Below are 16,922 nucleotides of genomic sequence, written 5' to 3'. Positions count from 1 at the left end.
CTGAAGAGGCCTCGGCGCTGCAGTTCAGGCACCGCCAGAGCCACGAATCGCCAACGACGGCCAGGATTTTGCCCTTCTCCGCACCCCACGACAGCGGCTCTGGAACAGAGCTGTCCCCGTATCGTTTCAACACGTTTCCTACACGAAAAGTCACGAGCATCTGATCGGCAAGCGGAGTACCAAACCGGCAATCTGACGATCAGCGAATCCAGATGGTGAAGCAGCGGCATCGGAGTAGTTGTTGCACAGCGCAATATGTCAGGTTCCGACCCCTAGGCCGGGGACTGCGGCGCCGATCAGCCCGGCCAGAGCGATGGAGTCGACATCGGCCAGCTGCGCGAGCCAGATCTGGCGCACGCCGGCGTCGTACGCGCGCCTGGCCTGGGTGATCGCGTCATCGACGGTGTTCGCGGCGGACGGGTCCGGGTTGAGTACAACTCCTGTCGGCATACTCCAGCCAACGGGCTTGCCGGCGGCGACCATTTCCCTTTACTCCAGCTGATCGGAACCCTTGCGACGCAAGCCCGCTCATGCCGCCGACATCGGGCCTACCAGCCGATGTCCTCCAGTGCGGTGGTGTGCTGCGGCGGCACACCCGGCGGCCCCGCCGGGGTGCGGGAGAACCGCGGGGCCGGAGCGGCCTGCCGAACACCGTCGACGTCTACCAACGTGTCGCGTGCCAGCAGGTGCGCGTTGTCAGCTGCCTCCGACCAGGTCAGCACCGGCGTCACACATGAGTCCGTGCCGGCAAAAACCGCCGTCCACTCGTCGCGCGTCTTGCTTGCAAAACGTTCGGTGAACGCCGCCTGCATCTCGTCGTACCGGGCGAGCTCGAACTGGCCGGGCAGCTCCCTCTCGGCGAATCCCAGTCCGGCCACCAACTGCGCAAAGAACTGCGGTTCGATGGCGCCGACGGCCATGTACCCACCGTCGGCGGTTTCGTACGCCCGGTAGAAGGGGGCGCCACCGTCGAGCAGGAACGACTCCCGCCGATCCTGTAGCGCACCGGTCAGTTTCATCGTCCACATCATCTGGGCGAGCACACTGACACCGTCGACCATCGCCGCATCGATCACCTGCCCGAGACCCGACCGTTCCCGCTCGAACAAGGCCGCCACGATGCCCAACAATGCAAGCATCGATCCTCCACCAAAATCCGCCACCAGATTCAGCGGCGCCACCGGCGGCCGATCCCGGTAGCCGATCGACGACAAGACACCCGTCTGCGAGAGGTAGTTGATGTCATGACCGGCGGTCTGTGCCAGCGGGCCGTCCTGCCCCCAGCCGGTGATCCGCGCGAAGATCAGCCGCGGGTTCACCGCGGCGCATCCCTCGGGTCCGATACCGAGCCGCTCGCAGGTGCCGGGCCGGAAACAGTCCAGCAGCACATCGGCTTTGGCGATCAGCTCGAGCAGGACCTCGGGTTGCTTCTTCACATCCAGATCGACGATCCGTTTGCCCCGGTGCAGCAGGTCGACGTCCTCGGCAGGCATCGTGAGCCCACCCGGACGTCGCACCCGCACGACATCGGCCCCCAGGTCGGCGAGCACCATGCCCGCATGCGGCCCCGGCCCGATACCGCCGAGTTCGACGACCTTGACCCCGGACAGCGGACCCGTATTCGTCACTGAGGCGGTCAGCCCTTCTTGACCTTGAGCACCTGCTTGCGCAGCCCGTCGGTGGCGGTCTCCATCCCGCCCTTCATGGTCCGCTTGACCACAAACCCGGGCAGCGGTACCGACAGATCGATCGCCATGTCGAACTTCACCTTGGTGGTGTCACCGGTGGACGTCAGCGTGTAGCTGGCGTCCTGTGCCTTCAACTGCCCGGCCGACACCAACGTCCAGCTGACCTGGTTCTCCGACCAGGTGTACTCCACGACCTGCTCGTCGGTGAGCCCGGCCGCCTTGACGATCATCTTGACCTGTCTGGGCCTGCCGTCATCGTGGGTATCGAGGACCTCGGCGCTCTGGAACTGCGGGGACCAGCTCGGGGTGTTCTCGACGTCGGCAATGACGTCCAAGATCTCCGCCGGAGTCGCTTCGATGGTCACTTCACGCGAATCGTTGACTGCCATGACGGCAACGTTAGCGAGCTCGAGTCAGACACACGTCAGGTTTGGCTCATCGCCATTAAGCTCAGCGGTTATGAGCACCGATATCAACCCGGCCGCGGCACCCAGCGGGACCGGTTGCGTCGAATGCGATGAAGCCGGCGGCTGGTGGGTGCATCTGCGCCGCTGCGCGGCATGCGGCCACATCGGCTGCTGCGACGATTCCCCGAAACGGCATGCCAGCGCACACTGGCGGGACTCGGGCCATCCGATCATCCAGTCATTCGAACCGGGCGAGGATTGGTTCTGGGACTTCTCCACCGATGACTACGCGGACGGGCCGCAGCTGGCGCCGCCCCACTCCCGGCCCGCGGATGAGACCGTGCCCGGTCCACGCGGCCGCGTTCCCGAGGATTGGTACGAGCAGCTTCAACGCCGCGGCGACTGAGTCGGGGCCGGGTACAGCCGGATCTCGGCACACACCGCCTCGATGCTGGACCCACGCACCACTATCCGCTTCTTACGCAGCACCACCGGGCCGGTGGCGGTGAAGGGCACCGCGTATGGAGCCTCGGCAATCTTGTTCTGGCCGTGGATCTCCCGGATGGCCACCGTGTCGTCGAACCGCCTGCCGAGATCCTCTGCGGTGAAGTGCGCGGTGTAGCTGACGGTGAACAGCCAACTGTTGTCGTCGCGTTGTTCCCGACAGACGATCAAGTGATCCTCGCCGATGCGCGCCATCCTCCGATGGTCGGCCGGATGACGCAACGACTCACGCGTAGTTCGCTACCCGAGGCCCGTTTGTGGTCGGGCTACGGAGCGCCTTCGGCTTGTTTCAATGCCGCCGCTTGGTTCAATGCCGCCGCGAACTCGACGGACATCTTCTCGGCGAAGGCGGTCACCGCCTTGAGTGGGCGCAGCATCACCGTGAACTCGTCGATGAGCCCGTCGGCGCCGGTGTGCAGGAAGTCGCAACCGTTGATCTCCAACTCCCCCACCCGGGCGGTGAAGATCAGCGCGTGGTTCGTGTCGTCACCGAACTCCCGGACGTAGGTCAAATCTTCGAACACCCGGGAAACGGCCGCCAGGATCACCGCCAGGGTTTCGCGGCCCTGATACGGCTGGTGCGCGATGGGGCTGCGAAAGACGACGTCCTGCGAGCACAGCGCCGGAATTGCAGCGAAGTCGCCGGCTTCGACGGCGGCACGGAAGGGATGCATGATCTCTGAATACCAGAACGGGCCGGCCACCCGAAGGTGACCGGCCCGAACTCGGAGTAGATCGGTTAGCTGGGATCCTTCTGACCCGGAATGCCCTCGTAGGCGATATCTCCGGTCTCGAGGTTCTTGTTGGTCAGCTCGACCAGGCCGTCGAGGAAAGCCTGGCGGTCGGTGACGACGTGCTGGATCGCGACGTCGACGTTGTCCTGCGTGATGGCCGGCATGATGTAGATCGGCTTGGTGTCGACCTCTTCACCCAGGGCCAGCTTGTGGGCCACGGCCAGACCGGCCGACAGCTCCACGGTGCCGTTCTGCAGCGAGGTGCCGATGAAGTCACCGCTCTTGACGGCGTTCAGACCGTCCTCGATGCCGTCGATACCGACGACCGGGACTCCGGTGCGGCCGGCCTCTTTGAGCGCCTGCAGAGCACCAAGGCCCATGTCGTCGTTCTGCGCCACCACACCGTTGATCTCCGGGCCGAAGCTCGAGAGCCAGTTCTTCGTCTTGTTGACGGCCTCGTCGCGCTTCCAGTTCGCGGTGTCCTTGGCCAGCACCCTGATATCCGGGTACTTGGCGAGCACGTTGTCGATGCCCTTGCCGCGGTTGATCTCACCCGAGCCACCGAGCGGGCCCTGCAGGATCACGATGTTGCCGCGCCCGCCGAGAGCGTCGGCCATCATCTGCATCTCCTGCTCACCGGCGGCCACGTCGTCCGGCTGCACGCTGCCGGCCAACTGGTCGCTGTTGAGCTCGGCGTTGACCGCCAGCAGCGGGATGCCCTTGTCCTTGGCCGCCGCGATCTGCGGGGCCAGCGAATCCGCCTGCACCGGAACCACGATGATGGCGTCGACACCCTGGTTGATCAGGGAGTCGACCTGGGATGCCTGGGTGGACACATCGTCATTGGCCGAGTTCCACACCAGTTCGATGTTGTTGGCCTTGGCGTAGGTGTCCATGCCCTCCTTGCCTTCGGTGATGAAGGAGCTCATGTTGTACACCGTGACACCGATGCGGGTGGTGTCCTCGTTGGCCGCGGTGTCACCGGCGCCACAGGCGGTCAGGCCCAGACCCAGTGCACCGGCGGCTGCGAGCGCGCCGATCTTGGTGGTCAGTTTCATTCGATCTCTTTCCTTGCTGATGGGTATCGCGGAGTACGGGGTGTTACGGAGCCGTCTGTCCGGGGATGCCCTCGTAGGCGATGTCGCCGGTCTCGAGGTTCCGGTTGGTCAGCTCGGTCAGACCTGCCAGGAACTCAGCCCGCTTGGTGACGACGTGCTCGATCGCGACGTCGACGTTCTCCTGGGTGATGGCGGGCATGATGTAGACGGGCTCGGAGTTGATCTCTTCACCCTTGGCCAGCGCGTTGGCGACAGCCAAGCCGGCCGACAGCTCCACGGTGCCGTTCTGCAGCGAAGTGCCGATGAACTCGCCGCTCTTGACAGCGTTCAGACCGTCCTCGATACCGTCGATGCCGACGATCGGCACCGTGCGTCCGGATTCCTTGAGCGCCTGCAAGGCACCAAGACCCATATCGTCGTTCTCGGCCACCACACCGTTGATGCGGTCACCGAATCCGGAGATCCAGTTCTTCATCTTGTTGACGGCCTCGTCGCGCTTCCAGTTCGCGGTATCCATGGCCAGCACATTGATGTCCGGGTACTTCGCCAGCACGTTGTTGATGCCCTCGGTGCGCTGAAGCTCACCGGACTGACCCAACGGCCCCTGCAGGATCACGATGTTGCCGCGGCCACCGAGCTCGTCGGCCATCATCTGCATCTGCTGTTCACCGGCAGCCACGTCGTCCGGCTGCACATTGCCGGCGATGTCCTTGCTGTCGAGAGCGGCATTCACCGGGACCAGCGGAATGCCCTTGTCCTTGGCTGCCGCGACCTGCGGGGCCAGCGAATCCGCCTGCACCGGAACCACGATGATGGCGTCGACGCCCTGGTTGATGAATGAGTCGACCTGGTTGGCCTGGGTCGCGACGTCCAGATTGGCCGAGTTCCAGATCAACTCGATGTTGTTGTCCTTGGCGTACTGATCCATACCCTCTTTGCCTGCGGTGATGAACGAACTCATGTCGTACACCGAGACGCCGATCCGGGTGGAGTCGCTTTCGGCCGCCTTGTCACCCGCCCCACAAGCCGTCAGACCGAACCCCAGCGCTGTGGCCGAGGCAATGGCGAACATCTTTGTTGCCAATCTCATGTGATCTTCTCTCCCATTATTTTTCGGTGGTTGTTACTGAATTCTTGTACTGCGTCAAGTTCGTCGCTTCGAGGACCACACGTCGATGGCCACAGCGGAGACGATCAGAACGCCCTTGATCACGTCCTGCCAGTAGGCGGGCACCACGAGGATGTCCAAACCGTTGTTCAGCGTCTGGATCATCAGCAGGCCCAAGGCCGTTCCCCAGATCGACCCGCGGCCACCCATCAGGCTGGCGCCACCGATGACGACGGCCGCGATGGCGTCCAGCTCATAGCCCTGACCCAGGTTGGGCGGGCCCGAGATGACGCGGGAGGCCAACATGACGCCGGAGAGTCCGGCCAGCAGGCCCGACAGCGCGTAGACACTGAACAGCACGTTCTTGGCGTTGATACCGGCGATCTCGGCGGCATTGCGGTTACCGCCGACCGCGTAGACGCGCATGCCATAGGTGGTGCGCTTCATGACGATGGCAAGTGCGATGATCCCGAAGATCATCAGCAGAACCGGGATCTGCAGGCCGAAGATCTTGGTGTTGGCGATCGTGCCGAACTCCGCGGGCAACCCGTTGATGGGCGCGCCGCCACCTATCACGTACGCCGCACCCGAGCCCGCTGTCAACGTACCCAATGTCGCGATGAATGGTGGAACATTCAACCGCGACACCATGAATCCGTTGAGGCAGCCGACGGCAAGGCCGACCAGCATCGCCACCAGCACCGTCATCCAGACCTGGCCGGGATTGGCCTTTGCGGTGGCCGCACCCGCCATCGCCGATACCGCGATGACACTGCCCACAGACAGGTCGATGCCGCCGGTCAGGATCACCAGGGTCTGTCCCAGGGCGATCAGCGCAAACGGTGCCGCCGCCACCAGGATGGTGATGAGGTTCTCCACCGTCGAGAACCGGGCGCTGCGGTAGCTGAAGTAGAAGATGACCATCAACAGGATGATGAACATGGCGTACCGCAATGCCATGGCACCGAACCAATCTCGGGAGAACAGTTTCACCGGTTCACCGGTGATCGGCGATGCCACTACTGTCGCGGCACCTCCGGACTCCGGTGCGGTGTCTTCCTTCGTACTCACTGCTGCGCCTCCTGGTTCCTGGTATCGGGTTTGGCCTCCAGCGCGGTCGCCAGCCGGAACACCGACTCCTGGACCTCCGGATGGTCAAGTGCGTCTCGATCGAGCTCGCCGACGAGTTCGCCGCCGCGCATCACAAATGCACGGTGGGACAACCCGACGACTTCGGGCATGTCCGACGACGCCATCAGCACGGCCATGCCTTGTTCTGCGAATTCGGTGATGATGCGGTAGATCTCGCTACGCGCGCCGACGTCGACGCCACGGGTCGGCTCGTCCAGCAACAGCACGTTCACCGTGCCGGTGAGCCAACGGGCCAGCACCACCTTCTGCTGGTTGCCGCCGGAGAGGGTGCCGACTTCCTGGGACAGCCCGCGACTGCGCAGCCGCACCGACTTCATCACCTCGGACACCAGATTGGAGCGGGACTTGCCTTTGAGCCAGCCCCCCACCGAGAACGCGGACAACCGCGGCAGCGAACCGTTGTCGAGCACACTCATCGACAGCACCACACCGGAGAGTTTGCGGTCCTCCGGCACCATGGCCATACCCTCGGTGATGGCCGCCGCCGGCGCGTTGCGCTTCACCAGCTTGCCCCGTACCAAGACCTCGCCTGACGAGGAATGCTTGGCACCGAAGATGGCTTCCAGCAGTTCGGTACGGCCGGCGCCGACCAGTCCGGCCAGACCGACGATCTCGCCCGCCCTCACGGTGAACGACACCGGCCCCGAAGCGCCGTCGACCTGGAGGTCCTTCACCTCGAGCACCACATCATTGCCGGGTTCGGGGCGGTCCGGGAACAGCGCGTCGAGTTCTCGACCGATCATCGCGGTCACGATGTCGTCATCGGAAACATCGGCGATGCCCTTGTCCAGGATCAGCCCGCCGTCACGCAACACCACCACCCGGTCGGCGATGGCGCGGATCTCGGCCATCTTGTGGGTGGTGTACACCATCGCCACCCCGTGATCCTTGAGCTGGCGGACGATCTTGTAGAGCCCCTCGACCTCACGCTCGGAGATGGCCGACGTCGGCTCGTCGAGCATCACCACCTGCGCGCCTGTCCGGGCGGCCTTGACGATCTCGACGATCTGGCGCAGACCGACGGGCAGGCTGCCCATCCGCGCGGCCGGATCGATCGTCACGCCGAACACGGCCAGCGAATCACGCGCCTCATCGATCATGGCCCGCCGGTTCAGGAACGGACCGGTGGTGATCTCCCGTCCCACGAACAGGTTCTCGTAGACGGTCATGTCCTCGATGGATGCCAGTTCCTGCGGCACGATGGCCACACCGTGCTTCACCGCGTCCTTGGTGTTACCCGAGGACATTTCGGTGCCCTTCACGGTGACAGTGCCGCGGTCGGCGGTGTACTGACCGCTGATGATCTTCATCAGCGTCGACTTGCCGGCACCGTTCTCGCCGGCCAGTGCCGTCACCGTGCCCGGCTCCAGATCCAACGTGATGCCCTTCAGGACCGGCACACCGCCGAATCCCTTATGGATGTCCACGCACTGCAGCAGTGCCTGAGTCATACCTGGCCCCCAACCGTCACAAGCACTTTGACATTTTCTGGGTCGGCAGAGGCAGTGAACGCCCGAGCTGACTCCTCGAAAGCAAATTCGGCACTGATGAATTCTTCGACGGGCACCGCCCCGGAGGCGAGCAGATCGACGGCCGCGGTGAAGTCCTCGCGGACGTACATCAGGTTGCCGATCAGCGCCAGCTCGCGGTCCTGGATCAAACCCAACGGCACCGGCGTGGAACCCTCCGCGACACCGACGATCATCACGGCGCCGCCCTTGTCCACCAGATCGACGGCCTGCGCCACCGAGGACTCCCGCGCCACGCAGTCGATCACGACGGCGGCGGGCCCACCCAGCAGTTCCAGCGCGGTCTGCACGGCATCCGGCTCGGTCGGATCGAAGGTGCCGGCTGCTCCGAGGCGTTGGGCTCGATCACGCTTGGAGGTCAGCAGGTCCGCGACCACCACCTTGGCTCCGGCCTGGCGCGCGGCCAGCAGCACGAACAGCCCGATGGGACCGGCGCCGATCACCACGACCGGACGGCCGTTGAGGTCACCCACCGCCTCGGCCGCGCGGCGCACCGTGTGCACCGGGGTGGCCAGCGGCTCGATCAGGATGGCGTGCCGATCGTCCAGGTCGTCGGCCAGCGGCACCAACCGGTCCACCGCGACGGTGAAAGAATCTGCCAGCGCACCGGGGGTCTGGCACCCGAGGACCAGCAGATCCTTACAGATGTTGTAGCGACCGGATTTGCACTGCGTGCAGTGACCGCAGGCCAGGTTCGGTTCCACCACAACACGTTTGCCAACCCACGAGCCGTCGACCCCTTCACCGACGGCGTCGACGACACCGACGGCTTCATGGCCCGGGCGGTACGGCAGATCGATGAACGGGTGCCGCCCGCAGGCGGCGTGCAGATCCGACCCGCAGATACCGACGACGGTGGTTTGCACCCGAGCCTGTCCGGCGGCCGGCTGATCCTCGGCCACCGATTCGATGGTGACATCGTCGAGGGCAGCCACGACGACTCTCCGATTCACACCGGCGTCGTGGCTCACCATGCCGTGTAGCCCCCGTCGGCGACCAGCACCGAACCGGTGATGAACGACGCGGCGTCGCTGGCCAGGAACACCACGCTGGGAGCGATCTCCTCGGGCAGGGCGTAACGCACCATCGGGGTGTCGTCGATCCAGTGGCGCTTGAACTCCGGCTTGTCCACCGGGGCCATCTCGGTCTTGCAGTAACCCGGCGCCAGCGCATTCACCCGAATGCCGAGCGGACCCCATTCGGCGGCCAGCGATTTGGTGAGGTGATGCACCGCAGCCTTGGAGGCGTTGTAGGCGGGCTGCATCTGCGGCCGGTTGACGATCATGCCCGACATCGAGCCGATGTTGACGATCGAACCGCTGCCCCGCTCACGCATGTGCCTGCCCGCCGCCAGCGAACATGCCCACAGCGCTTTGACGTTGAGGTCGAAAACGTTGTCCCACTGCTCCTCGGTCACCGTCCAGGACTCACCGTGGTAGCAGGTGCCGGCGTTGTTGACCAGGATGTCGAGATGCCCCAGTGCGGCGATCGCCTCATCGGTCATCCGCTCCACGTCCGCGGACTGCGTGATGTCGGCGGTGATGGGGTGGAACGTGTATCCGGCTTCGGCGGCGTCGGCGACCACCTGGGCGTTGCGCTCGGCACTGCGGCCGGAGATCGCGACCCGCGCGCCGGCCTGGGCCAGGCCGAACGCAAAGGCCCGGCCGAGGCCTTGGTTGCCACCGGTTACCAACGCGGTGCGGCCGGTCAGATCAAAGGGGTTGCTCATGCGGGGTTCACAATCGATTTGAGGCTGGAAGGATCGGTGTCACTGTCGAGTGCGTCTGCGACGTGTTCGAGGTCGTAGCGGCCGGTGACCAGAGCGTCGAGATCAACGGCGCCAGACTCTACGAGATGAATTGCCGCAGGCCAAGTATCGGTGTAGCGGAACACCCCGGTGACCGTGATCTCCCAGTTCTGGATGTAGCCGACGGGCAGCGTGACGTCCTCGGCACCCATACCCACCAACACCACTTTGCCGGCGGGGCCGACGGCCTTGATGCCGCTGACGACCGCGGGTGCGGCACCGCTGGCGTCGACAAACGCGTCCACCTTCGGGTCCAGCGCGGTCACGTCGTCGACACTGGGGTCGATCACTTCGGTGGCACCGAGCTGCAGCACCCGGTCCCGGCGCGCCTGCAGCAGATCCGAAACCACGATGCGGGAGGCACCGAAGGCCCGTGCGGCCTGTGCGCAGATCACGCCGATGGGGCCGGCGCCGGCGATCAGGATCGACGAACCGGGAACAATGCCCGCCTTGCGCATGGCGGCGACCGCCACCGACAACGGCTCCAGCAGGGCCGCGGCATCATCGGACATGGAATCCGGTACCGGATAAGCCATGTCGTCGTCGATGGTGACGTACTTGCAGAACGCACCGTCGATCGGCGGGGTGGCGTAGAACTTCATCTCCGGGCACAGGTTGTACCGGCCGGCCTTGCACTGCTTGCAGCGCCGGCACGGGTGCTGCGGCTCCACCGCAACCCGCTGACCCACCCGCCCGGGATCGACTCCGTCACCGACGGCGGCGATTTTTCCGGACAGCTCGTGGCCGAGGATCATCGGATCCTCGACGATGAAGTCCCCGATGCGGCCGTGCCGGTAGTAGTGCACGTCCGAGCCGCACACGCCGACCGCGGCGACCTCGACCAGCACCTGATTCGGGCCCGGCGACGGCACGGGGCGCTCCTCGATGACGAGGCTACCCACCCCGGTCATCACGCTGGCGCGCATGGTTTCTGCAGTACTCATTTTGTCCCTTCCTTCGAAGCTGCGGGCGGACCGGCGAGCAGCGCTCGGCCGACAACGATGGAACTCGCCCCAGCGGTGACACACAGTTCTGCTACTGATTCGGTGACCCCGCCGTCCACCGCGACCGGGAGGTCGACGGCGCAGGCGGTGACGACAGCAAGCTGTCCGAGTGCACATCGATCCCGGGTGCCGGGCTCGATGAGCATGACAAGAACACCGTCGGGCATGGAAGGCCAAGCCGGCGATGATGATTCGTCGAGGCCATCCCACTCCTGCCAGAGCGCGATCCAGGCCTGCGCCCCGGCGGCCCGGATGGCATCGGCCCGTTCGGCGGAGAACGCCGCCCACGGCAGGAAAACGACACCGGGCCGGACCGCCAGCACGGATGCCAAGATGGTGTCGACAAAATTCGCCGACCCGATGAGATGCACCCCGATCCGAGCCTCGTCGACGGTGACGGAGATGCGGTTGAGCTCGGCGAGGCTCACCCCGGCCGGCAGGCCTTCGGCTTCGGCCATCACATCGACGTGGATGTCCAGCCCGGCTTCCGAGAGTGCTTGGGCCGCCTCCACTCTGGATTCCGGGGACGTCGCGTAAACCGAGCCTGCCAACCGCCCCGGGAAGCGCTGGTGCCACGGCGCCAGCAGCTGCGCGGCGGTCATGCGCCGGCTCCGTCGATCAGTGGCGACTCCGCCACCGCGTGCCAGCGGGCCCGCAACGCGGCAAGATCACGACCGGTCTCGCGCGGCGAGGCCGCACCCAAAACCGCCGGCTGCCAACGCTTGGCCACGTCGATCAGGGTGCTGGTGCCACCCCCGGCAGCCACCGCCGCAGCCTGCACGCAGGCGCCCCGGGCGGTGGCCTCGTCGGCATCCAGGGTGACAACCTCGTCGCCGGACAGGTCTGCCAGGAGCTGGCGGGTGGCTTTCGACCGGGCGCCACCTCCGACCGCGGTGATACCGCCGGAGAACTCGACACCGGCTGCACGCAGGTGATCGCGACCGCTCAGCAGCGACAACAGCGGGCCCTCGACGAAGGCGCGCGCCAACTCTTCCCGCGTGGTGTGCGAGGTCATGTCGACAAAAGCGCCTCGGGCATCGGGGCGGTCGGGCTTGCGTTCGCCGTCGAAGAAGGGCACCAGAACCGGGCCCCGGGTGTCACCGGCGCTGAGCGCCAACTCTTCCAGACCCGCGCGATCGGTACCCAACAGCCGGGCGGCGACGTCGCCGACACGGGCGGCGTTGAGCGTGCTGACCAGCGGCAGGTAGCCACCGGTCAGGTCGGCCACCCCGTCGACCATGCCCGTCGGGTCGAACACCGGACTCCGCGAGGAAGTCGCCACCACACCGGAGGTACCGATCCCGAAGTACTGGTCACCGTCGCTGAGACCGAGACCGAGGTAACCGGCGTGCTGGTCGCCACCACCGGGGGCCACCACCACACCGGCAGGCAAACCGAGCTCGCTGGCGGCGGCTTCGCGAATGACACCCGCAGCCTCCGTCGGCCCCAGCACCGTCGGCAGCTTCGGCACCCAATCACAGGCTCCGGCAGCCAGATTCAGGTATTCGGTGATCCACTCACCGGCCGTCGCATCGAAGTAACCGGTCCCGGAGGCATCCGAACGATCGGTGACCCGGTTGCCGGTCAGCCAGTAGGTCAGATAGTCGTGCGGCAGCAGAACGGCGCCGACCCGGTCGAGCAGCTTCGGCTCGTGCTCGGCGATCCAGGCCAGTTTGGCGATGGTGAACGCGGCCGTGGGCAGCGAGCCGATCCGCAGCACCCAGCGACGGGATCCGATGCGATCGACCAGCCGGGCCAGGTTGGGCGCACCGGTGGTGTCATTCCACAGTTTGGCAGCCCGCAGCGGCTGTCCCGCGCCGTCCAGCAGCACCAGTCCATGACATTGGGCGGCAACAGAAATCGCCTGCACGGCAATCGGTTCGGCGCAGGCCGCCAGTGCGGCCCGAGTCGCCGAGACAAATGCGGTCACCCAGTCGATCGGATGCTGCTCGCTGCTGGGCGGGAAGGCCGGCGGATGCGGAGCCGAGCCGGTGCTGTACAGCCGGCCGGTGTCGGCGTCACGAATCTCGACCTTGCAGGACTGGGTCGACGAATCCACACCGAGTACAACACCTCTGGAGGTGGAGCCGTCCGTCATGACTGCACCACCGAGACAGCTTCGTCGCCGGGGCGGACACCGCGGTGGCCGACCCCACCGGCGGGGTGGCTGTCGACGACGTCGGCCAACGTGTGGCCGCGCATCGCCATGGTGACCACCGACAGAGCGTCACCCCAGGCGCCGACCACCAGGGTGCTGGCCATCGCGATCATGTCACCGGGATCTGCGTCCGGCGCGGTGGCCGGCAAGGCCACCACGGTGGTGGCTGCTTGAGCAAACGGAGAGAGGGCGTTTTCGGTGACGGCTACGACGTCGATACCGCGGCGCACGAAACGCTCGACAAGAGTGGTCAATTCACTGGAGCGACCGGTCTTGGAGATTCCCAGCACCAGGTCGGAGGCGGTCACCGCGCCCATGCCGCCGTGCAGCGCGTCCATCGCGGGCAGGTAGACCGCGGGCGTTCCGCACACCGACAGCAGATGAGCCAGGCGCTCGGCCATGATGCCCGAGGTGCCCGAGCCGGTGGTCACGACCTTGCCGGGGGTGGCGAGGACGCGGCGTGCCACATCGACCACCCCCGCCTCCACGGCGCCTGCGAGCGCCGACAGCGCCCGGGACTCCCGGGACAGCACATCACTGGCCAGCCCGGCCAGCTCCGTGTCGTCCATGCTCATTTGATCTCTCCGATACTCAGATGATCTTGTGATCCAGATCATGCAGGGTCTATGCTCACATGTCAACACGCATGCGCATATGAGCACAGCCGATCAATGAGGGTCAATTTCGACCACATGAGCTGCGCCAACTGGAACCGCGAGGAGGGCATCGATGGGTCCGGATGAGCTTTTTCAACGCGCCGTCATCGCGCGCCGGTACTACCTCGAAGGCCGAACCCGCATCCAGATTGCCGAGGAATTCGGCATCTCCCGCTTCAAGGTTGCCCGCGAACTCGACGAAGCACTGGCAACGGGCATGGTCGAGATCACGATCCACAGCCCCGGTTCGATCGATGTCGAGATGTCCACCGAGCTGCAACGGCGCTTCGACCTCAAACACGCCTATGTGGTGACCACCGACGAGAACAGCCCGCAGGAACGGGCCGACGCCGTGGCGAAGGTGACGGCCGAACTACTCCAGTCGGTGGTGCAGCCCGAGGACGTCATCGGGGTCGACTGCGGCCGGACCCTGACCAAGATCGCCGACCACCTGACGACGCTGCCCCGAGCCGATGTGGTCCAGCTGACCGGCATGGCGGGCACCCTCACCTCCAATGGCGCCGATCTGGTGCGCCGAATCACCGAGATCAGCGGCGGCCGGTCCTGGCCCATGTACGCACCTCTGGTGGTCTCCGATGCGCGGACGGCCGAAAGCCTCACCGGCACCCCGCAGATCCAGGAAACCCTGGCCCGGCAGAGCAAGGTCACCTGCGCGATCGTGTCCGTCGGCGCCTGGTTGCCCGGTGCGTCGCAGGTCTACGAGTTGCTCACCGACTCCGAAACCAAGGAGCTCAACGAGGCCGGCGTGTGCGGAGAGACATGCGCGTTGCTGCTCGACGCCGACGGCGTCCGCCTTCCCGGACTCGACCAACGACGGATGGGGGTGGACGAGCACGTCCTGCGCGGTATCCCCACAGTCATCGCCCTGGTGACGGGCAGCAAGAAGATCGCCGCGACGCGTGCAGTATTGCGATCCGGGCTGGTCTCGTCGTTGGTCACCGACGCCGAGATCGCCTCCGCGATCCTGGCGTGAAATCCGTCCACAACAACAGATTGGTGCCAACATGCCTGACCACTCGGTAGATCTCGACTTCCGCCTCGACGGCCGAGTCGCCGTTGTGACCGGAGGTTCCTCCGGAATCGGCGCCGCCATCGGCGCCGCCCTGGCAGCCAAAGGTGCCACCATCGTCGTGGCCGACCTCTCCGAACCCGCCGACGGCACCCGCGGATTCCAGTGCAACGTCGCCGACCCAGAATCGGTGCGTCAGGCCGTCGACGGAATCCTCGCGGAGTTCGGCAAGATCGACATCCTGGTCAACAGCGCGGGCATCGCCCGGCTGGCACCGGCCGACGAGATCTCACAGAAGTACTGGGACGACACCATCGCCGTCAACCTCACCGGCACCTTCCAGATGAGCCAGGCCGTGGGCAAGCACATGCTGGCCGCCGGACGCGGTGTCATCATCAACATGGCCTCACAGGCCGCCACGGTCGCCATCGAAGAGCACGTGGCCTACTGCGCCTCGAAGTTCGGGGTCGTCGGGATCACCAAGGTCCTGGCCGCGGAATGGGCCGGCCGTGGTGTTCGGGTCAACAGCATCTCACCGACAGTCGTACTGACCGACCTCGGCATCAAAGCCTGGGACAACCCCAAGGGCGATGCCCTCAAGAAACTGATCCCCACCGGCCGGTTCGCCTACCCCGACGAAATCGCCGCCGCGGCAGTCTATCTCGCCTCCGATGCCGCCGGCATGGTCAACGGCGCCGATCTTGTCATCGATGGCGGGTACACCATCAAGTAGGTGGGTACTCCCCTGCAATGGACAAGAACAAGCCTGAGACCGTGCCTGCCAACTCGGACGTGATGAGCGATCCGGGCAAGGGGGCGGGAGAGCGTTCCGACTGGGCCGACGAAGGCGGTGCCACCGCCCAGGACGCCGACACTGCCGAAGAACACAACAGCTGAGAAGTCCGAGCCTCACAACTCGAAGTTCACGCCCCGCCCACCTGCCCGGCCCCGGTCAGGTGTGCGGGGCTTCTTTGATCCTGGTGTCCTCGTTGCCCAGGACCTGGCAGTAGCCCTGTGCGGCCACCCGGGTCGCCGTGATCTCCAGGTTCGACGGGTCCGTGCCCTTTTCGTCCTTGAGCATCTTGCTCACCGACTCGTTCTGGTCCTTCTCCTCCGCGGTGAGGAAGTCCTTGCACTTGGTGTCGCCACCCTGGTTGATGACGCCGCCCGAGCAGCCACTGAGCAACGCCACTGCAGCCAGCCCGGACACCGCCAACATCGAGAAGCTCTTCATGGCCCACCTTTACTTGGTCGTGGAGAAAGTTGATGACAGAACCGGCCCCTCTTGTTGCCAATAACCGCGCTGGCCAAACCTCTTCACGGGCGCTTCGACGGTGCCGATGCCGACACCTCGTCACCGACGAGGGCAACAAGTCGCTTTCCGGCGCGGCGCAACGGTGTCGGCGGGTGCCTCGGCCCTTCCGAGTGTCGCGGCCACGATGAGACAGCATGCGGTGTAGTCACTGTCGTCGAGCATCTGCTCCCACATCTCGACAAACCCGGCCAAGGCCCGAACCGGGTCCGGGTCGGCGATGTGGCTGCGGACTGCGGCGCTGACGGCAGCCGCAGCGGTCTCGGTGGCAGCGGCCATGAGTTCCGGCTTGCCGCCGGGAAAGTTCAGATACAGGGTCCGGCGTGCTTGAGCAGTTCGGACACGCTCGCTCCGGCGATACCGACATTGCGCATGAGGGCAATAGCACTGGTGATCAAGGGGATCCGCAATGGCGCAGCAGTCTTCGACAGCGCTCGCAGCGCTGAGCCGCTTCGGTGTGCGCTCCCCCTGGCATGGTGCTGGTGGGCTGGGTCGTCGTTGCCGGCGCCCTCAACCTCAGCATCCCCCAACTCGAAGAAACTGTCAGTGAGCATTCAGGTGCCTTTCTGCCGCACAACATTCCGTCGTCCCAAACGCTGCGGGACATGTCCGAGGCGTTTGGCGTCCCGCCGTCGTCGTCCATCGCCAGCATCATCCTGACATCGCAGGACGGCTTCGACGCCGCCGGTGAACACGCCTACCGGGAGCTGGTCGCCGCCCTGCGCGCCGACACCGACAACGTCGCCTACGTGCTGGATACCTGCCACACCGAGGG

21 protein-coding genes and 1 pseudogene are annotated in these 16,922 nt (G+C 65.6%); 4 read left to right on the top strand and 18 right to left on the bottom strand.

From position 1 onward, the window contains the following. Positions 1-261 precede the first annotated feature (261 nt). The 3 genes and pseudogenes from WBB07_RS07860 to WBB07_RS07850 form a co-directional block, all read right to left on the bottom strand. A pseudogene (locus WBB07_RS07860) lies at positions 262-450 on the bottom strand (LLM class F420-dependent oxidoreductase); the annotation flags it as partial. Between the two features lie 98 nt (positions 451-548). Next, positions 549-1,628: a CaiB/BaiF CoA transferase family protein gene (locus WBB07_RS07855; RefSeq protein WP_526306391.1), complete on the bottom strand. Its 1,080-nt coding sequence runs from the start codon at positions 1,626-1,628 to the stop codon at positions 549-551. 8 nt (positions 1,629-1,636) lie between these two features. Beyond that, complete coding sequence (locus tag WBB07_RS07850) at positions 1,637-2,077, bottom strand: SRPBCC family protein (RefSeq protein ID WP_526306389.1); 441 nt, start codon at positions 2,075-2,077, stop codon at positions 1,637-1,639. 70 nt (positions 2,078-2,147) lie between these two features. Between WBB07_RS07850 and WBB07_RS07845 the strand changes: the two genes are divergently transcribed. Further along, positions 2,148-2,501 (top strand): UBP-type zinc finger domain-containing protein, encoded by a 354-nt coding sequence (locus WBB07_RS07845; RefSeq protein ID WP_526306387.1) that lies wholly within the window; start codon positions 2,148-2,150, stop codon positions 2,499-2,501. Here WBB07_RS07845 and WBB07_RS07840 read toward each other — a convergent pair. From WBB07_RS07840 to WBB07_RS07785, 12 genes are all read right to left on the bottom strand, one after another. Next, complete coding sequence (locus tag WBB07_RS07840; protein ID WP_526306385.1) at positions 2,483-2,794, bottom strand: hypothetical protein; 312 nt, start codon at positions 2,792-2,794, stop codon at positions 2,483-2,485. The genes WBB07_RS07845 and WBB07_RS07840 overlap by 19 nt on opposite strands. 71 nt (positions 2,795-2,865) lie before the next feature. Beyond that, positions 2,866-3,273 (bottom strand): nuclear transport factor 2 family protein, encoded by a 408-nt coding sequence (locus tag WBB07_RS07835; RefSeq protein ID WP_526306383.1) that lies wholly within the window; start codon positions 3,271-3,273, stop codon positions 2,866-2,868. A gap of 65 nt (positions 3,274-3,338) precedes the next feature. After that, positions 3,339-4,391 (bottom strand): substrate-binding domain-containing protein, encoded by a 1,053-nt coding sequence (locus tag WBB07_RS07830; protein ID WP_526306381.1) that lies wholly within the window; start codon positions 4,389-4,391, stop codon positions 3,339-3,341. A 43-nt stretch (positions 4,392-4,434) separates the two neighbouring features. Next, complete coding sequence (locus WBB07_RS07825; RefSeq protein WP_526306379.1) at positions 4,435-5,481, bottom strand: substrate-binding domain-containing protein; 1,047 nt, start codon at positions 5,479-5,481, stop codon at positions 4,435-4,437. A 54-nt stretch (positions 5,482-5,535) separates the two neighbouring features. Further along, on the bottom strand, positions 5,536-6,570 hold the full coding sequence (locus WBB07_RS07820) for an ABC transporter permease (RefSeq protein WP_526306377.1): 1,035 nt from the start codon (positions 6,568-6,570) through the stop codon (positions 5,536-5,538). Further along, complete coding sequence (locus WBB07_RS07815) at positions 6,567-8,102, bottom strand: sugar ABC transporter ATP-binding protein (protein WP_526306375.1); 1,536 nt, start codon at positions 8,100-8,102, stop codon at positions 6,567-6,569. The genes WBB07_RS07820 and WBB07_RS07815 overlap by 4 nt, the downstream gene beginning before the upstream one ends. After that, the gene (locus tag WBB07_RS07810; RefSeq protein WP_526306373.1) at positions 8,099-9,154 is read right to left on the bottom strand and encodes a zinc-dependent alcohol dehydrogenase; all 1,056 of its coding nucleotides are present in this window, start codon (positions 9,152-9,154) and stop codon (positions 8,099-8,101) included. The genes WBB07_RS07815 and WBB07_RS07810 overlap by 4 nt, the downstream gene beginning before the upstream one ends. Then, the gene (locus WBB07_RS07805; protein ID WP_526306371.1) at positions 9,148-9,909 is read right to left on the bottom strand and encodes an SDR family NAD(P)-dependent oxidoreductase; all 762 of its coding nucleotides are present in this window, start codon (positions 9,907-9,909) and stop codon (positions 9,148-9,150) included. Before WBB07_RS07805 ends, WBB07_RS07810 begins: the two co-directional genes overlap by 7 nt. Further along, the gene (locus tag WBB07_RS07800) at positions 9,906-10,931 is read right to left on the bottom strand and encodes an NAD(P)-dependent alcohol dehydrogenase (protein ID WP_526306369.1); all 1,026 of its coding nucleotides are present in this window, start codon (positions 10,929-10,931) and stop codon (positions 9,906-9,908) included. Before WBB07_RS07800 ends, WBB07_RS07805 begins: the two co-directional genes overlap by 4 nt. Further along, positions 10,928-11,593 (bottom strand): beta/alpha barrel domain-containing protein, encoded by a 666-nt coding sequence (locus WBB07_RS07795; RefSeq protein ID WP_526306367.1) that lies wholly within the window; start codon positions 11,591-11,593, stop codon positions 10,928-10,930. The genes WBB07_RS07800 and WBB07_RS07795 overlap by 4 nt, the downstream gene beginning before the upstream one ends. Further along, on the bottom strand, positions 11,590-13,089 hold the full coding sequence (locus tag WBB07_RS07790) for an FGGY family carbohydrate kinase (RefSeq protein WP_526306365.1): 1,500 nt from the start codon (positions 13,087-13,089) through the stop codon (positions 11,590-11,592). Before WBB07_RS07790 ends, WBB07_RS07795 begins: the two co-directional genes overlap by 4 nt. After that, positions 13,086-13,724, bottom strand: a complete 639-nt coding sequence (locus WBB07_RS07785) for an SIS domain-containing protein (RefSeq protein ID WP_526306363.1) — start codon at positions 13,722-13,724, stop codon at positions 13,086-13,088. Before WBB07_RS07785 ends, WBB07_RS07790 begins: the two co-directional genes overlap by 4 nt. A 154-nt stretch (positions 13,725-13,878) precedes the next feature. Here WBB07_RS07785 and WBB07_RS07780 point away from each other — a divergent pair, with 154 nt between their 5' ends. Genes WBB07_RS07780 through WBB07_RS07770 form a run of 3 tightly spaced genes read left to right on the top strand, consistent with a single transcriptional unit; the run spans position 13,879 to position 15,732 of the window. Continuing rightward, a complete protein-coding gene (locus tag WBB07_RS07780; protein WP_526306361.1) occupies positions 13,879-14,799 on the top strand; it encodes a sugar-binding transcriptional regulator in 921 nt (306 codons plus the stop codon). Between the two features lie 31 nt (positions 14,800-14,830). After that, positions 14,831-15,568 carry an SDR family NAD(P)-dependent oxidoreductase gene (locus WBB07_RS07775; RefSeq protein WP_526306359.1) on the top strand — a complete coding sequence of 246 codons (738 nt, stop codon included), beginning with the start codon at positions 14,831-14,833 and terminating at the stop codon, positions 15,566-15,568. A 41-nt stretch (positions 15,569-15,609) separates the two neighbouring features. Next, positions 15,610-15,732 (top strand): hypothetical protein, encoded by a 123-nt coding sequence (locus WBB07_RS07770; RefSeq protein WP_526306357.1) that lies wholly within the window; start codon positions 15,610-15,612, stop codon positions 15,730-15,732. Positions 15,733-15,787: 55 nt separating this feature from the next. Here the strand turns inward: WBB07_RS07770 and WBB07_RS07765 are convergent, their stop codons facing one another. The 3 genes from WBB07_RS07765 to WBB07_RS07755 form a co-directional block, all read right to left on the bottom strand. After that, the gene (locus WBB07_RS07765) at positions 15,788-16,069 is read right to left on the bottom strand and encodes a hypothetical protein (protein WP_526306355.1); all 282 of its coding nucleotides are present in this window, start codon (positions 16,067-16,069) and stop codon (positions 15,788-15,790) included. A 120-nt stretch (positions 16,070-16,189) separates the two neighbouring features. After that, entirely contained in the window at positions 16,190-16,426 is a 237-nt protein-coding gene (locus tag WBB07_RS07760) for a hypothetical protein (protein ID WP_526306353.1), read from the bottom strand. 26 nt (positions 16,427-16,452) lie between these two features. Beyond that, positions 16,453-16,701 carry a hypothetical protein gene (locus tag WBB07_RS07755; RefSeq protein WP_526306351.1) on the bottom strand — a complete coding sequence of 83 codons (249 nt, stop codon included), beginning with the start codon at positions 16,699-16,701 and terminating at the stop codon, positions 16,453-16,455. Positions 16,702-16,922 lie beyond the last annotated feature (221 nt).

It is taken from the genome of Mycobacterium sp. (assembly GCF_049647605.1).
Lineage (GTDB): Bacteria > Actinomycetota > Actinomycetes > Mycobacteriales > Mycobacteriaceae > Mycobacterium.
The sequence above is the reverse complement of the archived record's forward strand: the minus strand, read 5'-3'. Positions and strand labels throughout refer to the sequence as shown.

Bases quoted from the DNA above. Each gene is read 5' to 3' on its own strand.
- WBB07_RS07850 (WP_526306389.1), bottom strand. From the start codon at position 2,077: ATGGCAGTCAACGATTCGCGTGAAGTGACCATCGAAGCGACTCCGGCG.
- WBB07_RS07845 (WP_526306387.1), top strand. From the start codon at position 2,148: ATGAGCACCGATATCAACCCGGCCGCGGCACCCAGCGGGACCGGTTGC.
- WBB07_RS07840 (WP_526306385.1), bottom strand. From the start codon at position 2,794: ATGGCGCGCATCGGCGAGGATCACTTGATCGTCTGTCGGGAACAACGC.
- WBB07_RS07835 (WP_526306383.1), bottom strand. From the start codon at position 3,273: ATGCATCCCTTCCGTGCCGCCGTCGAAGCCGGCGACTTCGCTGCAATT.
- WBB07_RS07830 (WP_526306381.1), bottom strand. From the start codon at position 4,391: ATGAAACTGACCACCAAGATCGGCGCGCTCGCAGCCGCCGGTGCACTG.
- WBB07_RS07825 (WP_526306379.1), bottom strand. From the start codon at position 5,481: ATGAGATTGGCAACAAAGATGTTCGCCATTGCCTCGGCCACAGCGCTG.
- WBB07_RS07815 (WP_526306375.1), bottom strand. From the start codon at position 8,102: ATGACTCAGGCACTGCTGCAGTGCGTGGACATCCATAAGGGATTCGGC.
- WBB07_RS07810 (WP_526306373.1), bottom strand. From the start codon at position 9,154: ATGGTGAGCCACGACGCCGGTGTGAATCGGAGAGTCGTCGTGGCTGCC.
- WBB07_RS07805 (WP_526306371.1), bottom strand. From the start codon at position 9,909: ATGAGCAACCCCTTTGATCTGACCGGCCGCACCGCGTTGGTAACCGGT.
- WBB07_RS07800 (WP_526306369.1), bottom strand. From the start codon at position 10,931: ATGAGTACTGCAGAAACCATGCGCGCCAGCGTGATGACCGGGGTGGGT.
- WBB07_RS07795 (WP_526306367.1), bottom strand. From the start codon at position 11,593: ATGACCGCCGCGCAGCTGCTGGCGCCGTGGCACCAGCGCTTCCCGGGG.
- WBB07_RS07790 (WP_526306365.1), bottom strand. From the start codon at position 13,089: ATGACGGACGGCTCCACCTCCAGAGGTGTTGTACTCGGTGTGGATTCG.
- WBB07_RS07785 (WP_526306363.1), bottom strand. From the start codon at position 13,724: ATGAGCATGGACGACACGGAGCTGGCCGGGCTGGCCAGTGATGTGCTG.
- WBB07_RS07780 (WP_526306361.1), top strand. From the start codon at position 13,879: ATGGGTCCGGATGAGCTTTTTCAACGCGCCGTCATCGCGCGCCGGTAC.
- WBB07_RS07775 (WP_526306359.1), top strand. From the start codon at position 14,831: ATGCCTGACCACTCGGTAGATCTCGACTTCCGCCTCGACGGCCGAGTC.
- WBB07_RS07765 (WP_526306355.1), bottom strand. From the start codon at position 16,069: ATGAAGAGCTTCTCGATGTTGGCGGTGTCCGGGCTGGCTGCAGTGGCG.
- WBB07_RS07760 (WP_526306353.1), bottom strand. From the start codon at position 16,426: ATGGCCGCTGCCACCGAGACCGCTGCGGCTGCCGTCAGCGCCGCAGTC.
- WBB07_RS07755 (WP_526306351.1), bottom strand. From the start codon at position 16,701: ATGCTCACTGACAGTTTCTTCGAGTTGGGGGATGCTGAGGTTGAGGGC.